We start from the raw sequence: 16380 nt of genomic DNA, 5'->3' as shown, positions 1-16380 counted from the left end.
AAGGAAAGCCTATGTTACGTCACTATCCACGCTGGCATCCCGGCCACTTCCTGCTTTGGCTGGTGATTGTGATGACGCTGAGTGGTTGCATGACCGGGCCGCGCTTCGCCAATCTCGAAGCAGTCGTGGTCACGCCCGAGCCGTTGGCATTGCCTCCCAATGCCGAACTCAGCGTACGCCTGGAAGAGCAGACGCGAGGCGGGAAAGAATTGATCGCCGAGGGCCGCTATACCCGCCTGAGGCAAGGGCCGATTCCCGTGCTACTGCGGTACGACCGCAATGCCGTCGATTCCGGCCGGCGCTATGGACTGGAAGCGGAAATTCGTCACGCGGGACAGCGCCTGTATACCACCGACAAGCCCGTGCCGGCATTCACCGGCGAGGCGTCCCAGGGCGCGATCCGCATCCCCGTCGAGCGTGTAAACCGCTAGCGTCGATCGCGTCTCGCGCTTCACCCTTGCTCTGCCCCCTTGTCATGATCACTTGTCAGGACCCGTCCCTGCGACCACGCTATGAACGTCATCTCATCACGCCATGGAGTGCAGCATGCAGACATTGGAGATCGCCGGGACCGGCATCAACGCCTCGCGAATCGGGCTCGGCACCTGGGCCATGGGCGGCAAGCAGTGGGGCGGTACCGACGATGCGCAGGCCATCCGCACTTTGCATGCGGCACTGGATCGCGGCATCACCCTGATCGATACCGCCCCGGCCTACGGCTTCGGCCACTCCGAGGAGGTCGTCGGCAAGGCGATCGCCGAATACGGTCAGCGCGATCGCCTGGTCATCGCCACCAAGGTGGCGCTGGAGTGGGGCGAAGGTTTCGAGGGTGTGGTGCGCAATGCCACCGCCGCACGTATCGAGCAGGAAGTCGAGGACTCGCTGCGCCGGCTGGGCACCGACGTCATCGATCTCTATCAGGTCCACTGGCCCGACCCCAAGGTACCGATGGAGGAGACCGCCCGCGTCATGGAGCGGCTCTACCGTGATGGCAAGATCCGCGCCATTGGCGTCAGCAACTTCACTCCCGAGCAGTGCGACGCCTTTCGCGAGGTGGCGCCATTGCACAGCATCCAGCCGCCGCTCAACCTGTTCGAGCGTGACGCCGAGCGCGACATCATTCCCTACGCCAAGCGTGAAGGCCTGGCCATGTTGACCTACGGCGCGCTGTGCCGCGGCCTGCTGTCGGGCAAGATGCGCCGCGACACGCAGTTCAACGGTGACGACCTGCGCAATGTCGACCCCAAGTTCCAGTCGCCACGCTTCGATCAGTACCTGGCGGCGGTTGATGCCCTGGACCGCTTCGCCGAACAGCGTCACGGCAAGCACGTGCTGGAACTGGCGGTACGCTGGCTGCTCGACCGTCACGCCAACGGTATCGCGCTGTGGGGCGCGCGCAAGCCGGAGCAGATGGAGCCCATCGAGCGGATTACCGATTGGCAGCTCAGCAGCGATGACATGGACGAGATCGAACGTCTGGTCAATGAACACGTCACGGACCCGGTGGGTCCCGAGTTCATGGCGCCGCCGACGCGAGACGTTTAGCCGCCTCGGGCCTTGAGACAGGCATGACAGCGCCCGGCCACGCTCGATCGTGGCCGGGCGCTGTCATAGAGAGGAGCCGTCACCTCAGACTCAGAACGTATACTCGATGCCGACCACGGCGACGGGATAGACGCTCAGCTTGTCGACGTCATCTTGCAGGTCGTCCTCTTCGCGCTGCAGATCCTGACGCAGACGCGGGTCATTGGCCGCACCGGTGGCGCTAAGGTTGACCTCGGCATCGGTCAGGAACACGCCCACCTGGCTGAACACGCCCAGGCCGCTCTTGTGACTGCCGCGCCAGCCCAGACCCAGGTAGGGCTGGATCGAGTCGCCCAGGCTCACGTCGCCGTGCAGATTGCCGACTTCTTCGCGGGTGTACGTCGTGCCATTGAATTCGTAGGTCTGGCCGGCCTTGGGCCGTCCCACCACTATCATGGCGATATCCGGGCGCACCGCGCCGGCGGAGAGGAAGAAACGCCCAGCGAAGGGAAAGTAGTCCAGCGTCAGACCGTAGACATCGATATCGAAGTCGCCCTCGTAGTCGGCATCGTCGCTCTCGTAGTCCATGCCGTCATAGGTAAAGCCACTGTACCCCGCCGTCACGGCCAGGGTGTCGTGAAAGCGGTAGCTCAGACTCCCCCCGTAGCCGGTAGTGCCGACGCCGGCCCCTACCGACCAGTGGTTGGTGGCGGCCGTTGCCGCCGGAGAAGCCAATGCCATCAGGGCACCGACAAGAATGACCTTGTGTACAGTTCGCATGAAATTCCCTAGCGTGAGTCGTTATCGTAGGCCGGCAGCGTGGCGACCGGCTCCAATCCATAACGACCCTGCCCGGGAAAACTTTAAGGCTCCCGACGTCACAGTCCCCCGGCGAGTGCCTGCAGCGTCTCGCCTACCCGCGCCTCGAGCTTGAGCGAGTAGAGATCGTCGGCGCGGGTCCGCCCCAGGTTGACGCAGGCGATCGGCTTGCCGGCCCGGGCCGCCTGGCGGACAAAGCGAAATCCCGAATAGACCATCAGCGACGACCCCGCCACCAGCACCGCATCGGCACGCTCAAGCGCCGCGAAGGCGGCCTCCACACGAGCTCGGGGAACGCTGTCACCGAAGAACACCACATCGGGCTTGAGAATCCCTTCCCGACAGCGGTGGCAACGCGGCAGGTGGAAACGGGAAAAGTCGTAGCCCTCGAGATCGGCATCACCATCCGGCCCGACCCTGGCGGTGAGCCCCGTCCAGTCGGGGTTGGACTCGGCCAGCTCGGCATGCACCGCGTGGCGCATGCGCATCGCGGCGCAGCTCATGCAACGGACCATCTCGGCACGCCCGTGCAGATCGATGACATGACGCGAGCCGGCGCGCTGATGCAGGCCGTCGACGTTCTGGGTGACCAGTCGCTCGACGTGGCCGTGCGCCTCCAGGCGTGCCAGGGCGCGGTGCGCCGCACCGGGGTGTGCCTCGGCCAGGGTGCGAAAGCCTACCAGGCTGCGTGCCCAGTAGCGCTGACGCGCCGCTCGGCTAGCCATGAACGTCTGGTGCTGTACAGGCGGCGGTCGCTTCCAGTCACCGCGGGCATCGCGATAGTCGGGGATTCCACAGTCGGTGCTGATGCCTGCGCCGGTCAGCACGAAGAGGCGCGGATGGCGCGCCATAAAATCCTGTAGGCGAAGATGTGCATCGGCCGGGCTTTCGTGCCTCGTTCCTTTGTCGGCGAGCTGCGCGGAAGTCGGCTCTGTCAGGGAGGGAGCCGTCGAAGAAAGTCCGCTCATGCGTTAAGGTGTCCTCACGTAGCTGCTACGGTATGATCCGCTAATGCAAGACGTCGATGTCTCGGCGCCGGGCAGTTTCGACCCCTCTGATTTGCCAACGTTCGCAAAGCGCCAAATTGGCCATGGGTCGCATGGTCCTTTTCCCACCGGCTTGGCTAAAATAAAGCTTTTCGCTGTGGCGAAGGCAAGGAACTTTCCATGGTCTGGCTGGAATACGTACTGCCCCTGATCTTTCTGGCCCCCTTGGGCGCCATGGCGATGGTAGTGATAGGCCTACGCAACCTTCAAGATAGCCACCTGAATTCACCGTATGATGGCCGTCTATTGCGTGAATCGGGGCAGAGTCTGAGGGACCGGCTCGATCGGGCCTTCTCCGGCTTGTTTCTCAATGCCGCGCTGGGGCCCATCGTGACCATGATGCCGCTGGTATACGGTATGGGACGCATGCTCTTCGCCGACCATCACAGCTGGCTGGAGTGGGCCCTTTATGGCTTGCTGAGTACGCTATTCGCCATGACGTGCTGCTTCGTGCTGATGCGCGACGCTCAACGGATCCGCCGCCTCAAGCTGGGGCTGGCCTGCGACTTGGCGGTGGGCCAGGAGCTCGAACGCCTGATCCGCCCCGAAGCCCATCCGTTCTTCGTCTTTCATGACGTCCCCACCGACAGCTATACCATCGATCATGTCGTCGTCACGCCGCATGGCCTGTTCGTGGTTCAGACCCATGCCCGCTCCTTCCCCTACGATCCGGCCGGTCAGCCGCAGATGCAGGTGGCGGTGGAAAACCAGCGCCTGCGCTTTCCAGGCTGGAGCGAGCGGGCATCGCTGCGCAAGGCGCGCCTCTCGGCAGCCTGGTTACGTCAATGGCTGGCCCGAGAATGTGGTGTCGATGTGCCAGTGCGCGGCGTACTGGTACTGCCGGGCTGGCAGATCGACATCGAATCCGCTCCCCCCGACATTATGGTGACCGATGGCAGCGCTCTGGCCGATAAGCTCGACGCGACACCACTGCGTCGCTTGGACGCCGCCTGCCATCAACGTGTCGTCCAGGCGCTCGCCGACCGTCTCAAGCGCTTCGAGGCGATTCGGGCTTCCCGATCTCTCACTCCTCCCTGAGCGCTACGCACTATTGACGGTCGCAGCTGACAGCCCGGCCAGCACCGCGGGTTTCAACGAAGGCAACAGCTCGCCCGACACTCCGCTGACGACCAGCGTTCGCATCCCGCGGCGGGTGGGCCGGTAGCCGAGCCATAGCGGCAGATGCACGGTTCGAACGGCGGCCCCCCTGTCGAGGCGCAATGACCAATGTCGAGGTTGCGCCAGGCGCTCCCACAGCCAGGCACGGGCCACCCTGTCAGGCGCAGGCGCGGCCGTCTCGGGCAACCGCGTCGCCGGCGTCTGCCATGCGTCATCGTCAAACAGCGCCTGCGGCCACAACAGGACCCGAGCGACCGAGCGCTGCGTCAGAAGATGGGCCGGTATGTGGCCGCCAGGATCACGCAAGGCAAAGGCCCACAACGGCAAGGCCAGCAGCTCCATCGTGCTTGCGCCCAGGTGGGCCATGCGCCGCTCGGCCTCGGTCCGGCCGATGTTGAGCGGCAAACGGCAAGGCCGCTCATGGCCGGCGCGACTCATGCCAGCCGCGTCAACCACTGCAACGCCCCCAGCGCCATCATCACGAGCACGAAGTAGCTCACCAAACCTATACACCGGCGCCTGGTACGCCGCGCCTCCAATGTGACCGGCACGGCACGACTGGCTCGCTCAGTCAGTACGGCTTCCATGTCATCGGCTATCTCGTACCACGAGATTCCCCTGAGCTTGTCGGGATGCGGTGATGGCGCGCTCAGACTCACCAGATACCCCACGCCGCCGGACACCACGACGCCGATCACATTGTTGTAGAGCCAGGAGATATCGGCAAACCGCGTCGTTGCCCACACCGCCAGCATTCCGATGATCAAGCCGCTCAGGGCGCCGCGGGCATTGGCTCGGCGTACCAGCAGGGCGAGCAGAAAGGTCCCCAGCAGCGCGCCGTTGAACCACGAGCCGATACGGTTGACCGCTTCGATGACCGGCCCCAGGTTGGCGGCGAAGAAGGCGAACAACGTCGCGTAGATCCCCCAGAATACCGTGGCCACGCGTGAAGCCTTGAGATAGTGCGCATCACTTGCCTCGTGACGTACATAACGAGCATAGAAATCGCGCACCGTCACCGCCGAGAGCGAGTTGAGCGCCGAATCCAGACTCGACATCGCGGCGGCAAACACGCCGGCGATCACCAACCCCGCCAGCCCGGTGGGAAAATGCTCGACCACGAACCGCGGAAACAGCTCGTTGAGGTTGTCGGGCGTGGCCAGGCTATGTTGTTGATAGTATGCGCTGAGCATCACCCCGATAAACAGAAACAGCAGCATCTGAGGAATCAGCAGGTAGCCGCCCAACGTCAGCGAGCGTTGGCCTTCGCCGATGGTCGGACTGGTCAATACGCGCTGGATCTGGCTCTGATCGGTGCCGAAATACGCCACATGCAGGAAGAAACCGCCGATCAGGCCCGCCCAGACGCTGTAGGTCACCGACGGCGCGAGAGAGAAGTCCAGCGAGCCGAGCATATCATTGGCGCTACCATGGGTGATGACATCGCGCCAGCCGCCATCAAGGTTGGTGACCATGATCCCCATACTCACCAGCGCGCCCATCCACAAGACGCCCATCTGGATGACATCGGTCCAGATCACCGCGCGGATACCGCCAAGCACGGTGTAGCTCACGGCAATCACCGCCATGAGAACGATGGTCAGGTTCTCATCCCACCCGGTCACCACGGAAAGCACCAGCGCCGGGGCGTAGAGCACCACGCCGGTCGCCAGCCCGCGGGCGATCAGAAACAACAACGCACTCAAGGTCCGGGTCGCGGGGCCGAAGCGGCGCTCGAGAAGCTCATAGATACTGTAGATTCCCGCACGGTGGAAGACCGGCACGATGAACACGATCAGAAAGGCCATGGCCAGCGGCACGTTGAGGAACATGATCAGCCTTTCAAGGCCCCCCTCGTAACCCCAGCCGGGTGCGCCGATGAAGGTGATCGCGCTGGCCTGGGTGGCCATCACCGACAGACCGATGGCCCAGGCCGGGATGTTGCGACCGCCAAGGAAATAATCCTGCGTGCTGTGCTGGCCGCGTCCGAAGCCTGCACCGATGGCGGCAATCAGCAGTACGTACCCCACCATCACCACCGTATCCCACACCGTGAAGCTGCTCACATCCCGCCTCCTCATCCATGAGCGCTATGTAATTAACAGATTAGCAGGGTTTTCAGAGCGGCCGGGATTGCGGCGCTGGCACGAATTACGGCGAAGGCACAGAAAAAAGGAGCCAGAGGCGATGACCTCTGGCTCCTCTATGACGCGCCGCCTAACGGATGACGATAGATAGACGACTAGCGAATACGCATCAACCATTGTGGCGCGGCGTATTTTCGTCGCGCGCAGCCTCGTTGATTTCATCTTTCTGCGATGACTCATCGTGCGTCTTCCTGCCCGGCATCGGCGCCTTGTCTAGGGTCGTGTTATGTCCAGGCTGCGTCGTACTGTGCTTCTGATCGTCGATGTTTTCATCAGGGCGATACACGTCGTTGCGATCGTCCGCCGTCCTCTCCGGCGCCTCATCCGGCTGGTCCTTCTTCATGACCTGCTCGGCTTTCTCGCGTGCGTTTGTATCCGCGGCTCTCTCACTCTCACCCGTCTGGCTTGTCGTCTTGCCGCGCTTATCGTCGATTCCCATTGTCTCGTCCTCCGCAATGATGGAAGGCAACCTCCGGCCAAAAGCGGCCCCAGCCAGTATTCAACATTGTAGTGAGCCGCAGAACACGACCAACCCGCTGATACCTCCTGGCAGCCGCCATGGCATATCCCTGGAGTTACAGACCCACGCTGCTATGCATTGCGGCCATTCGTCTGCTGATCTGATGAGTCGTTCGTCTCGGTGTTCTGCTTGGCCTGATCGGCCTTGGCGCGGACGCTATCGACCTGTTGCTGCCCCGCATCGGCAGCTTTTTCCATCGCCTCGGCGCGCGCCTTCTCGACCTGCTGCTGTCCGGCTTCGCTGGCCTTGTTCATTGCCTGGTCGCGCTTGGCGCCCATGGTCCTGTCCTCGGCACGCGTGGAGGGCAGCATACCGCCCAAGGCGGCACCCAGCGCAATGCCGAGTGCGCCGACCACCAGCGGATGCTCGTGGACGAAACTGGCCATCTGACCTTTGGCCCCTTGAGTTCGTTGAGACATGTTATTCATGGAAAAACGTGCTCCCTTTCGCTGGTGTTGCTTCCGTTCCTTCCGGGCTTTCATCTCTTCCTGGCGCTGGCGCGCCTTGTCACGCATACCCCCTGCCAGACCCTGGGCCTGACCACGCGTCCCCCGCAGCTTGTCACCCCACTTGCTGGTCGTGTCGCCCATGCGCCCCTTCGCGGCACCCAGGCGACCTTTTACAGCGTCCATACGTCCCCGCTGGTTGCCATGGCGGCTCTGTTGATAGCCACCCATGTCGGACGCGGGCAGATTCGACTCGGCCGTAAGAGGCTCGGCCCTTCCGGTTCCCGCCATGCCTGAGGCCAGGGGACGCGGCCGAGTGTCTGCCTGTCCCCGAGTGCCCAGGTGCGTGGCAATGCCGGGATAGTCACGTTCCCCCGAAGCGCCCTGGGGTGTGTTGTGGCTGCGGGTGCCTGCCGCGACGTCGATTCCCGGGCCGGTATTGGCATCGGCCCTTTCACTGGCCCGCACGTAATCGTTAGTGCCCGGATGCGTCACGGTACTCGGGTGGTCGGCCACGCTCGATCCATGCGGTATACCGCCAGCGGCTCCCGGAACGGTCTGCGACATAGGCACCGGTAGATTGCGCGACGAGTCATGGCGAGAGGACTTGCGCTTTGCGGAGCTGGAGTACATCAGCCAACCCAAGCCGACCCCCAGCAGTACGCAGGGAACCGGATTGTGCTTGATCGTGCGCCCCAAGTTGGAGACGAATTCATTCGCCCCGCCATGGCTCACATAGTCATAGGCATCATGGACCCATTCCTGAGGGTCGATACGCTGTTCCAGATCGCTGAGCGTCTCATCCAGATGCGAGCGGGTCCTGTCGATATCCGCCTCGATCTCTTCGGGGCTGCGGTTATCGCGAGTGTCGTCCTTGCTCATTTCATCTGCTCCTTGGTGCCCTTGGCGTGTCGCTCGACCGTATCCTCGTCACGCTTTACGCTGCTCATCGTCCGGCTTGGCATCAGACTTTGCGCCTGGAGCTTCTTACGCCCGCTTTGCACCATGATAAAGCCGATCACCATCACCACGACGCCAACAATCAACGCCGCGAGCCACGGCGCCAGCACGTTGCTCAGCGCATATACCGCCGCAAACAACAACACCAGAAAGCCGCCCATGAGCACGGCACCGGCCACGGCAATGGCCGCAATGCCACCCATCGCCTGCTTCATGTTCTGCGACATCTCGGCCTTGGCCAGATCGATTTCCTGGCGGACCAGTGTCGTCATGTCATTGGTCAGACTGGAAATTACCGAGCCAATCGATGAGTCGTTTCTGCCGTTGGGATTATCCGTATCCATACTGTTTTGCCTCCTTGTTTATTGCCGAGCGATTACTTAAACCATGCAGTCATTTGGGTGCAGTCGGTCAGGGCTTAAGTCAAGTTGGGGCTGACGCCGTGGCGCCGCCCCCTCCCGCCACCGATCAACCGTAGTCACGAGAACTCTTCATGAAGCGTGAAAGCAGCACCCCTGCGGCAAACGCGCCGCCGACGAAGAGTGCCGGCCGACGACGTCCCAGATCCTTGGCCTGCGCGACCAACGTATCGACATCCTGCTCGCGCAGCGCGCTGGAAAGATGATCGATATTGCCTGCCAAGGCGTGGGAGTAATGCGCGCACGCGGTCTGACCTTGTGTGTCGAACTGGTCGGCCATGCGATGAAACGCATTGGCAAAACCGCCCACCTGTTCGGCCGCCACGTGCTTTTGCCGGTCGGCCATACCTGCTGCCCGATTGCGGGCCGTACCGGATTGACGATGCGCATACGCCTGGGCCTGGGCCCTTGCCTCGCTGGCCGTTTGCTTCACCTTCTCGCGCGTACCCGCAGCGTCATGCCGGGTAGTACGCGTCCGGGGTGCTGCATCAGCACCTGCGTCCGCCGCAGAGCGTCCCTGCGGGGGCCGATTCGACTCCCCCGTATAAGAAGGCGTTCCTGGTGTTACGCGGTTTTCCGGATCAGCCATCTGGACAATCTCCAAGTCGCGAATGCTGGCTCAAGCTCGATTTCAGCGTTTGGGATCACTACCGCTGCGGGTACTGCTGGGCTCGAGAAAGTCGTCTTTGCGTTCACTTCCGGTTCGGGTACTGCTGGGCTCGAGAAAATCCTTCTTGCGTTCAGTCCCTGTGTGGACATGCTCGTTGGTACCGGGCGACGCCACAATGCTGGGATCGGCAACGCTATTGCCGGCGGGATCAGTCACGCTAGGCTCGTGCGACATGCCACTGCCGGGCATGGCGGAAGTGTTCGCCGTCTGGTCCACCGGAACCGGCAAGTTACGCGAGGAATCGCGAGAGGCCTTGGAATCCCGGTTGGAGGCGAACATCAACCAACCCACCCCAATGCCTATCAGCAACGTGGGAACAGGGTTCTGTTTGATGGTACGCCCCAGATTGGAGGCGAATTCATTCGCTCCGCCACGCCGCACATAATCGTAGGCGTTGTTCATGATCGACTGGGGATCGATCATCTGCTGCAAGTCGTTCAGCGTCTCGTCGAGATGCGAACGGGTCTGTTTGATTTCCGACTCGATCTCGTCCGGATTGCGATTATCACGGCTATCGTCGTGCTTGCTCATTTCATCTGCTCCTTAGCGCCCTTTCCATGTTGTTCAACCACCCTTTCGTCGCGTCGTACGCTGCTGAGTGTACGGCTCGGCATTAGGCTCTGGGCCTTGAGCTTCTTACGTCCGCTCTGCAGCATGGCAAAACCGATCAACATGACGACGACAGCCACGATCAGCGCCGATAGCCAAGGCGCCAGCACATTGCTCAGGGCATATACCGCGGCGAACAGCAGCACCAGAAAGCCATTCATCAGCACCGCACCCGCTATGGCAATGGACGCGACGCCAGCCATGGCCTGCTTCAGGTTCTGCGACATTTCGGCCTTGGCCAGATCGATTTCCTGGCGGACCAGCGTCGTCATGTCGTGTGTCAGGCTGGAAATGAGCGTGCCAAACGACGACTCCGTCTTGTTGGTTCGATTGTTAGACTCCATGCAGTGTTGCCTCCTTGCTTATCGCCAATCATGCCTATCGACAGCATCGGGCATATCCACTACGCCCCAGCCATGGATCAATATCGCTGATTAAACCCACTGTCCGCCCATGAATCGCAACGAATCGGGCGATTCATGTTCAGCCCCGCCTTCCTCGGCCGGCCAAACGATCAAGTACGCTCGCTGGAACTTTTCATGAACCGCGAAAGCAGAACACCCGCAGCCACGGCGCCTCCTAAAAAGAGCGCCGGCCGACGACGGCCAAAGTCTTTTACCTGAGTCATCAGGGTATCGATATCCTGGTCACGCAGGGTGCCCGACCACTGATCGATGTTGTTGGCCAAGGTATGCGTGTACTGAGCGCAACTCGCTTGCCCCTGCTCATCGAACTGATCGGCCATGCTATGGAAGGCGTTGGCAAAATTGCTTACCTGGTCGGCCGCCATGCCTTTTTGCCGATCAAACAACCCCGTCGCCTGATGACGCGCCTCATCCGCCTGACGGTAGGCATATTCCCTGGCTTGCTCCTTCGCCCGGCTGGCCGTCTGCTTGGCTTGCGCCTTGGCATCCGCCGTCTGCTCCTTGGCCTTGCCTTTGGTGTCAGAGCCCTGAGAAGAACCTGCACTCGGGGAGCTCTCTCCCGGCGGGTGAGCAGACGGTTGCGTGGATGACGCTACTCCAGGAGTCACACGATTTTCAGGATCAGCCATTTCGACAACCTCCATGTAGCAAAATGTTAAATCAAGTTTACCGCTACGAACTTTAACTACTTTCCATTTACTTCATCATTAAGTGCGCTTTCTAGAAGAAAAATAGTTCTTTTAAACAGAACGTCAACTTCACCGAACCGGTGCTTTCCCGCTCCGCGGCCTCGTGCCTGAGATCCTGAGCAGGGACACGGCGGGCCACCACGGACACTCTTGTCTCAGCATAGTGCCGAACACGGAAGAATTTCATGCGAAGCGCAGCGTTAAATAACGGTACGCCTTAAAACCGTCGAGAGATAGGACAACACTAACCGAGCCAAACAATGATGCATCATTGAATAACGGGTTTTATTATTCCAAGGCAAACACCTCGCCATAAGGAAATGTTTGCAGCAGACATGTAGCACGATAGTGATCTGCGCGATTTATGGCTCTGCGAGGCGTTACCACGACGCCATGAATCTGATCGGCTTCGATGCCCTCCGTACCCAGGCGCTATTCGGCGTGCGCTACATCAAGCCCGAGCGCATGGTAAGCGCATCTTGACGAGATTGCGCGTGCCGACTGGGTGCTCTTTCCGAAGATTGGCAGGTCAATATCCTGGATGACATGGGCCCCACCGGCCAGCCGCGCTTCGGCCTGACCGGCTGAGCGCCCGATACACGGACGTGACTCAGTCGCCCTTGAGACGTCCGCCCATCTCCTGGGCCAGATCGACGGCGTAGTGGTCGGTCATGCCGCCGATGAAATCGAGCATGCGCCGATAGCTGGCGTAGAGGTCCCATGAGGCACGTGGCGTATTCTCGCCGATCAATGCCAGGACGCGCTGATGCTTGAAGGTGGAAGTGCCGGTGTGGTGCAATTCATGGGCCGCGCCGATAAAGGCCTCGAGCAGGATGCCCAGCGTGGTATAGGCGCCAATCTCCAGCTTCGCCTTGCGTTCGTTCTGAAAGATGCGCTCGCGGGCCAACTGCTTGGCCGCCGTCACGCCCCAGTCGAGATCCGGATGGCAAAGCTCGAGCAGGTTCGCCTGCAGCGTGCCCTGCAGCAGGGTCTGTTCGTGCTGCACGAACACCTCACCGACTTCGTTGACGGCCCGCTCCATGGCGGCACCGCGCAGGGCGGCAATGCGTCGGCGCTGCGAGACGCCCTCATCGCGCATGGCGGCATAATCCGCAGGGATGCCGCCGGCAATCTGGATCAGCACTTCGGCGACCTCGTCGAAGCGCAGGATGCCCATCTCCAGACCATCCTCAAGGTCCAGCAGGGCGTAGCAGATATCGTCTGCCGCCTCGACCAGATAGGCCAGGGGATGACGACACCAGGCATGATCGCCGATCGGCTTGAGCCCTAGCCGCTCGGCTACCTCGGCGAGCAGGTGCCTTTCCGTCTGGTAACAGCCGAACTTGCCGGCTCGTGTGGCCCGCTCCACCGTCCAGGGATATTTGAGCATTGTTCCCAGTGTGGCCGCGGTCAGACGCATGCCGCCCTTGAACTGGTTGTACTCGATCTGGGTGACGATGCGAAAGCCCTGGGCGTTGCCTTCGTAGGTGAGTAGATCCTCACGCTGCGACGCCGTCAGCCCGTCCAGAAACCCACTGCCATTGTTCGCGGCACGCGTGAACCAGTCGCGAATGGCGTACTCGCCGGCATGGCCGAAGGGGGGATTGCCGATATCGTGGCCCAGGCAGGCGGCTTGCACGATGACGCCGAGATCCGCCGGGGTGATCCAGGCCGGCAGGCTGTCACGCAATTTCTCGCCGACGATCATCCCCAGGCTGCGGCCCACGCAGCCCACCTCCAGCGAGTGGGTCAGGCGGGTGTGGATATGATCATTGTCGGTCAGCGGATGTACCTGGGTCTTGCGCCCCAGACGGCGGAACGAACCGGCAAAGACAATCCGATCATGGTCCTTGTGGAAAGGGCTACGCCCGATTTCCCCGCGCGAGCCGCTCGGCTTGTCATTAAGCCGGGTGGGGTCCAGCAGGCGGTCCCAGGTCAGCATGGCCATCGCGATCTCCTCGAATTTGGCCACATCCTACCATCGCCTGCAGAAAAACTTCCTGTCGCCCATTGCCAAATGGCGGATCGTAACGGTTTTCAATCCATGTCGGCCAACGCCGGCAACAGTACCTTCAGCTTGCGGGTCAGGGTGTTACGCCCCCAGCCGAGCAGCTCGGCGGCTTCGCCCTTGCGCCCGCCGGTATGCTTGAGCGCGGTCTCGATAAGAATGCGCTCGAAGTCGGGCACCGCCTCCTCCAGCAGATGCGTATGCCCCGAAGCGAGGGCCCGGTCGGCCCATTCGCGAAACGCCGCCCGCCAATCGCCGCTGGCGGCCTCGGTGCCTTCGACATCGCGCAGCTCAGGAGGCAGATCGTCGACCAGCACCTCGCGCCCGGACGCCATCACCGTCAGCCAGCGACAGGTATTCTCCAGTTGCCGCACATTGCCCGGCCAGGGCAGCCGTGTCAGGTGCGTCTCGGCATCCTTGGTCAGCACCTTGGTTTCGACGGAAAGCTCCTTGGCCGCCTCGGCCAGGAAATGCTGAGCCAGACGCGGGATATCCTCGCGGCGTTCGGCCAGCTTGGGCAGATGGACGCGAATGACATTGAGTCGATGAAAGAGGTCCTCACGGAAGCGCCCATCCTCGACCAACCGTTCGAGGTTCTGGTGAGTGGCGGCAATGATACGCACATCGGCCTTCACCGAGACGTGGCCACCGACACGATAGAACTCACCGTCCGCCAGTACGCGCAGCAGACGCGTCTGGGTATCGGGCGGCATGTCACCGATCTCGTCGAGAAACAGCGTGCCGCCGTCGGCCTGCTCGAAACGTCCGCGCCGCTGAGCCGTGGCGCCGGTAAAGGCGCCCTTCTCGTGGCCGAACAGCTCGGATTCCATGAGATCCTTGGGAATCGCCGCCATGTTCAGCGCAATGAACGGATGGGCCTTGCGCGGGCTATGTTGATGCAGCGCCTGGGCCACACGCTCCTTGCCGGTTCCCGACTCGCCGTTGATCAGCACGGTGATATGCGACTGCGATAACCGGCCGATGGCGCGGAACACCTCCTGCATGGCCGGCGCTTCGCCAATGATCTCCGCCGACAGCCCTTCGGGCACCACGGCCGGCGCCCGGCGTTCGCGGGCATGGGCGATGGCGCGACGCACCAGGGCCAGGGCATCATCGACATCGAAGGGCTTGGGTAGATACTCGAAGGCGCCGCCCTGGTAGGAGGCGACCGCACTGTCGAGATCCGAATGCGCGGTCATGACGATGACCGGCAGGTCGGGGTGGGTTTCGCGTACCCGGGCCATCAGGTCGAGCCCGTCGAGGCCCGGCATGCGGATATCGGTCACCAGCACATCGGGAGGTTGACGCAGTACCTGCTCGAGCGCCGTGTCGGCGCGCTCGTAGCTTTTCACCTCGATATCGGGCTGCGCCAGGGCGCGCTCCAGCACCCAGCGAATCGCGCGGTCGTCATCGACAATTACGATACGGGCAATGTCAGACATGAGGCCTCCAGCGGATTATTGACCAGACTGCAGCGACCATCATTGATGGCACTCCAGCGGTATCAGCAAACGAAATTCGGTACACCCGGGCTGCGAGTCGCATTCGATCAGCCCCTGATGCTGATGCAGGATCGATTGGGCGATAGACAGGCCCAGGCCACTGCCTTCGGCACGTCCGGACACCATGGGATAGAACAGCGTCTCACGCAGCGAAGCGGGAATGCCCGGGCCGTTATCGACAATGGCCAACTCGCACACCAGCCGGTGGCGCTCGGCGCCCAGCGTGAATTGCCGTCGCGCCCGGGTGCGCAGAATCAGCTGCGGCTGGTCCGTGGCGTTCTCCTCCATGGCCTGGACCGCATTACGTGCAACATTCAGCACCGCCTGAATCAACTGGGCCTCGTCGCCCACCAGATCCGGCAGGCTGGGGTCGTAGTCGCGGATATACGTGACCCGATGGTGCTCGGCCTCCAGCAGCGCACGGACCCGTTCCAGCACACGGTGGATGTTGAGCGGCTCATGATGGACCAAGGCATTGGGACCCAGCATGCGATCGACCAGGTCACGCAGACGGTCGACCTCTTCGATGATGATGCGCGTAAACTCGGCAAGTTGCGGGTCCGGAAGATCACGCTCGAGCAGCTGTGCCGCGCCGCGTATCCCGCCGAGCGGGTTCTTCACCTCATGGGCCAGCCCACGCGACAGCACCTTGATGGTTTCCTGGCGGGCGATCAACGCCTCCTCGCGGGAAATACGCAGCAACCGGTCACGCGGCTCGATCTCGAGCAGCAGCTCGTCCTCGGAGAGCGGCGTGGCGTTGAAATCGACGGTGATCACTTCACCGGGCGGCACCAGCAACGACGCCTCGCGTTGAGTGAAAGGATGAAACTCCTTGAGGGCCTTGGACAACACCTCGGCCACCGCGCCCTCGACCCCGTCGAGACACTCCAACTGCTGTCCGGCCACCCGCGCGCAACTGGATGACAGCAGCGCCTCCGCCGCCGGATTCAGCCAGCGCACACGCAACTCACCGTCCAGTAGCACCACGGCGGTCGTAAGATGTTCCAGCAAGCGTTGATACATGGCCCGTTCCAATATGGTGCTCCTCCCTCGTCCCCTTGCACTGCAAGAAGCGCGCCAGTCCGTGCCCTCTCATGGCCGGGGAAGAAAATGCTCTCGATTTCCTGAATCGACTCCTTAAAACAGCGTCTCCCGGCTTCACCATGAGAAGCTATCAAGGCCCTTGTCAGGGCGAGCCGGTCAAGGCGCTTTGTCTTTATTCATCACCGGCATGGCATCATGCTGCACATAAAATATCATCGCCGCACTCATTTGGTGCATGACGCCTGCGCTATCGACAGACGCTGCCCGCAGGAGATGTCAGCCCTCGACCAGATGGCTGCGCATGAACCTCGAGGCACGCATTGCCGACAATTGACCAATCGCCGAAGGTCACGCTGCCGCCGGCATCGATAACACGATAGGCGGGGGCCGCCAGCACCTCGCCAGCCAACAGGGCGAGACAGCCGCAGCCGAC

The 16380-nt window shown here is 62.0% G+C and carries 17 protein-coding genes; 3 read left to right on the top strand and 14 right to left on the bottom strand.

The genetic code is table 11. The annotated features are described in order from the left end of the window. Positions 1 to 11 precede the first annotated feature (11 nt). Both ACW4DH_RS06145 and ACW4DH_RS06140 read left to right on the top strand, forming a co-directional pair. Positions 12 to 431, top strand: coding sequence for a YbaY family lipoprotein (locus tag ACW4DH_RS06145; protein ID WP_459635475.1), 420 nt, complete (start codon positions 12 to 14; stop codon positions 429 to 431). A gap of 115 nt (positions 432 to 546) precedes the next feature. Further along, positions 547 to 1545 (top strand): aldo/keto reductase, encoded by a 999-nt coding sequence (locus tag ACW4DH_RS06140; RefSeq protein ID WP_459635474.1) that lies wholly within the window; start codon positions 547 to 549, stop codon positions 1543 to 1545. A 90-nt stretch (positions 1546 to 1635) separates the two neighbouring features. Here ACW4DH_RS06140 and ACW4DH_RS06135 read toward each other — a convergent pair whose 3' ends face one another. Next, on the bottom strand, positions 1636 to 2304 hold the full coding sequence (locus tag ACW4DH_RS06135; RefSeq protein WP_459635473.1) for a hypothetical protein: 669 nt from the start codon (positions 2302 to 2304) through the stop codon (positions 1636 to 1638). Between the two features lie 98 nt (positions 2305 to 2402). Next, on the bottom strand, positions 2403 to 3311 hold the full coding sequence (locus tag ACW4DH_RS06130; protein ID WP_459635472.1) for an NAD-dependent protein deacetylase: 909 nt from the start codon (positions 3309 to 3311) through the stop codon (positions 2403 to 2405). Positions 3312 to 3509: 198 nt separating this feature from the next. Here ACW4DH_RS06130 and ACW4DH_RS06125 point away from each other — a divergent pair, with 198 nt between their 5' ends. Then, a complete protein-coding gene (locus ACW4DH_RS06125; RefSeq protein WP_459635471.1) occupies positions 3510 to 4427 on the top strand; it encodes a nuclease-related domain-containing protein in 918 nt (305 codons plus the stop codon). A gap of 3 nt (positions 4428 to 4430) precedes the next feature. On the opposite strand, the gene ACW4DH_RS06120 is transcribed toward ACW4DH_RS06125, so the two are convergent. From ACW4DH_RS06120 to glnL, 12 genes are all read right to left on the bottom strand, one after another. Then, positions 4431 to 4946, bottom strand: coding sequence for a hypothetical protein (locus tag ACW4DH_RS06120; protein WP_459635470.1), 516 nt, complete (start codon positions 4944 to 4946; stop codon positions 4431 to 4433). Continuing rightward, complete coding sequence (locus tag ACW4DH_RS06115; protein ID WP_459635469.1) at positions 4943 to 6574, bottom strand: sodium:solute symporter family protein; 1632 nt, start codon at positions 6572 to 6574, stop codon at positions 4943 to 4945. The genes ACW4DH_RS06120 and ACW4DH_RS06115 overlap by 4 nt, the downstream gene beginning before the upstream one ends. A 190-nt stretch (positions 6575 to 6764) precedes the next feature. Continuing rightward, the gene (locus tag ACW4DH_RS06110) at positions 6765 to 7094 is read right to left on the bottom strand and encodes a hypothetical protein (RefSeq protein WP_459635468.1); all 330 of its coding nucleotides are present in this window, start codon (positions 7092 to 7094) and stop codon (positions 6765 to 6767) included. Between the two features lie 152 nt (positions 7095 to 7246). Continuing rightward, positions 7247 to 8503, bottom strand: coding sequence for a DUF3618 domain-containing protein (locus ACW4DH_RS06105; protein ID WP_459635467.1), 1257 nt, complete (start codon positions 8501 to 8503; stop codon positions 7247 to 7249). Continuing rightward, positions 8500 to 8925 carry a phage holin family protein gene (locus ACW4DH_RS06100; protein WP_459635466.1) on the bottom strand — a complete coding sequence of 142 codons (426 nt, stop codon included), beginning with the start codon at positions 8923 to 8925 and terminating at the stop codon, positions 8500 to 8502. The genes ACW4DH_RS06105 and ACW4DH_RS06100 overlap by 4 nt, the downstream gene beginning before the upstream one ends. Positions 8926 to 9049: 124 nt before the next feature. Continuing rightward, the gene (locus ACW4DH_RS06095; RefSeq protein WP_459635465.1) at positions 9050 to 9433 is read right to left on the bottom strand and encodes a hypothetical protein; all 384 of its coding nucleotides are present in this window, start codon (positions 9431 to 9433) and stop codon (positions 9050 to 9052) included. Positions 9434 to 9631: 198 nt separating this feature from the next. Continuing rightward, on the bottom strand, positions 9632 to 10201 hold the full coding sequence (locus ACW4DH_RS06090; protein WP_459635464.1) for a DUF3618 domain-containing protein: 570 nt from the start codon (positions 10199 to 10201) through the stop codon (positions 9632 to 9634). Next, complete coding sequence (locus ACW4DH_RS06085; RefSeq protein WP_459635463.1) at positions 10198 to 10623, bottom strand: phage holin family protein; 426 nt, start codon at positions 10621 to 10623, stop codon at positions 10198 to 10200. The genes ACW4DH_RS06090 and ACW4DH_RS06085 overlap by 4 nt, the downstream gene beginning before the upstream one ends. A 170-nt stretch (positions 10624 to 10793) precedes the next feature. Then, positions 10794 to 11333, bottom strand: coding sequence for a hypothetical protein (locus tag ACW4DH_RS06080; RefSeq protein WP_459635462.1), 540 nt, complete (start codon positions 11331 to 11333; stop codon positions 10794 to 10796). A 670-nt stretch (positions 11334 to 12003) separates the two neighbouring features. Beyond that, entirely contained in the window at positions 12004 to 13341 is a 1338-nt protein-coding gene (locus tag ACW4DH_RS06075) for a deoxyguanosinetriphosphate triphosphohydrolase (protein WP_459635461.1), read from the bottom strand. An 89-nt stretch (positions 13342 to 13430) separates the two neighbouring features. Continuing rightward, entirely contained in the window at positions 13431 to 14843 is a 1413-nt protein-coding gene (gene ntrC, locus ACW4DH_RS06070) for a nitrogen regulation protein NR(I) (protein ID WP_459635460.1), read from the bottom strand. A gap of 39 nt (positions 14844 to 14882) precedes the next feature. Further along, positions 14883 to 15926, bottom strand: coding sequence for a nitrogen regulation protein NR(II) (gene glnL, locus ACW4DH_RS06065; protein WP_459635459.1), 1044 nt, complete (start codon positions 15924 to 15926; stop codon positions 14883 to 14885). Positions 15927 to 16380 lie beyond the last annotated feature (454 nt).

The sequence above is a fragment of the Halomonas sp. WWR20 genome (assembly GCF_054602495.1).
The sequence above is the reverse complement of the archived record's forward strand: the minus strand, read 5'-3'. Positions and strand labels throughout refer to the sequence as shown.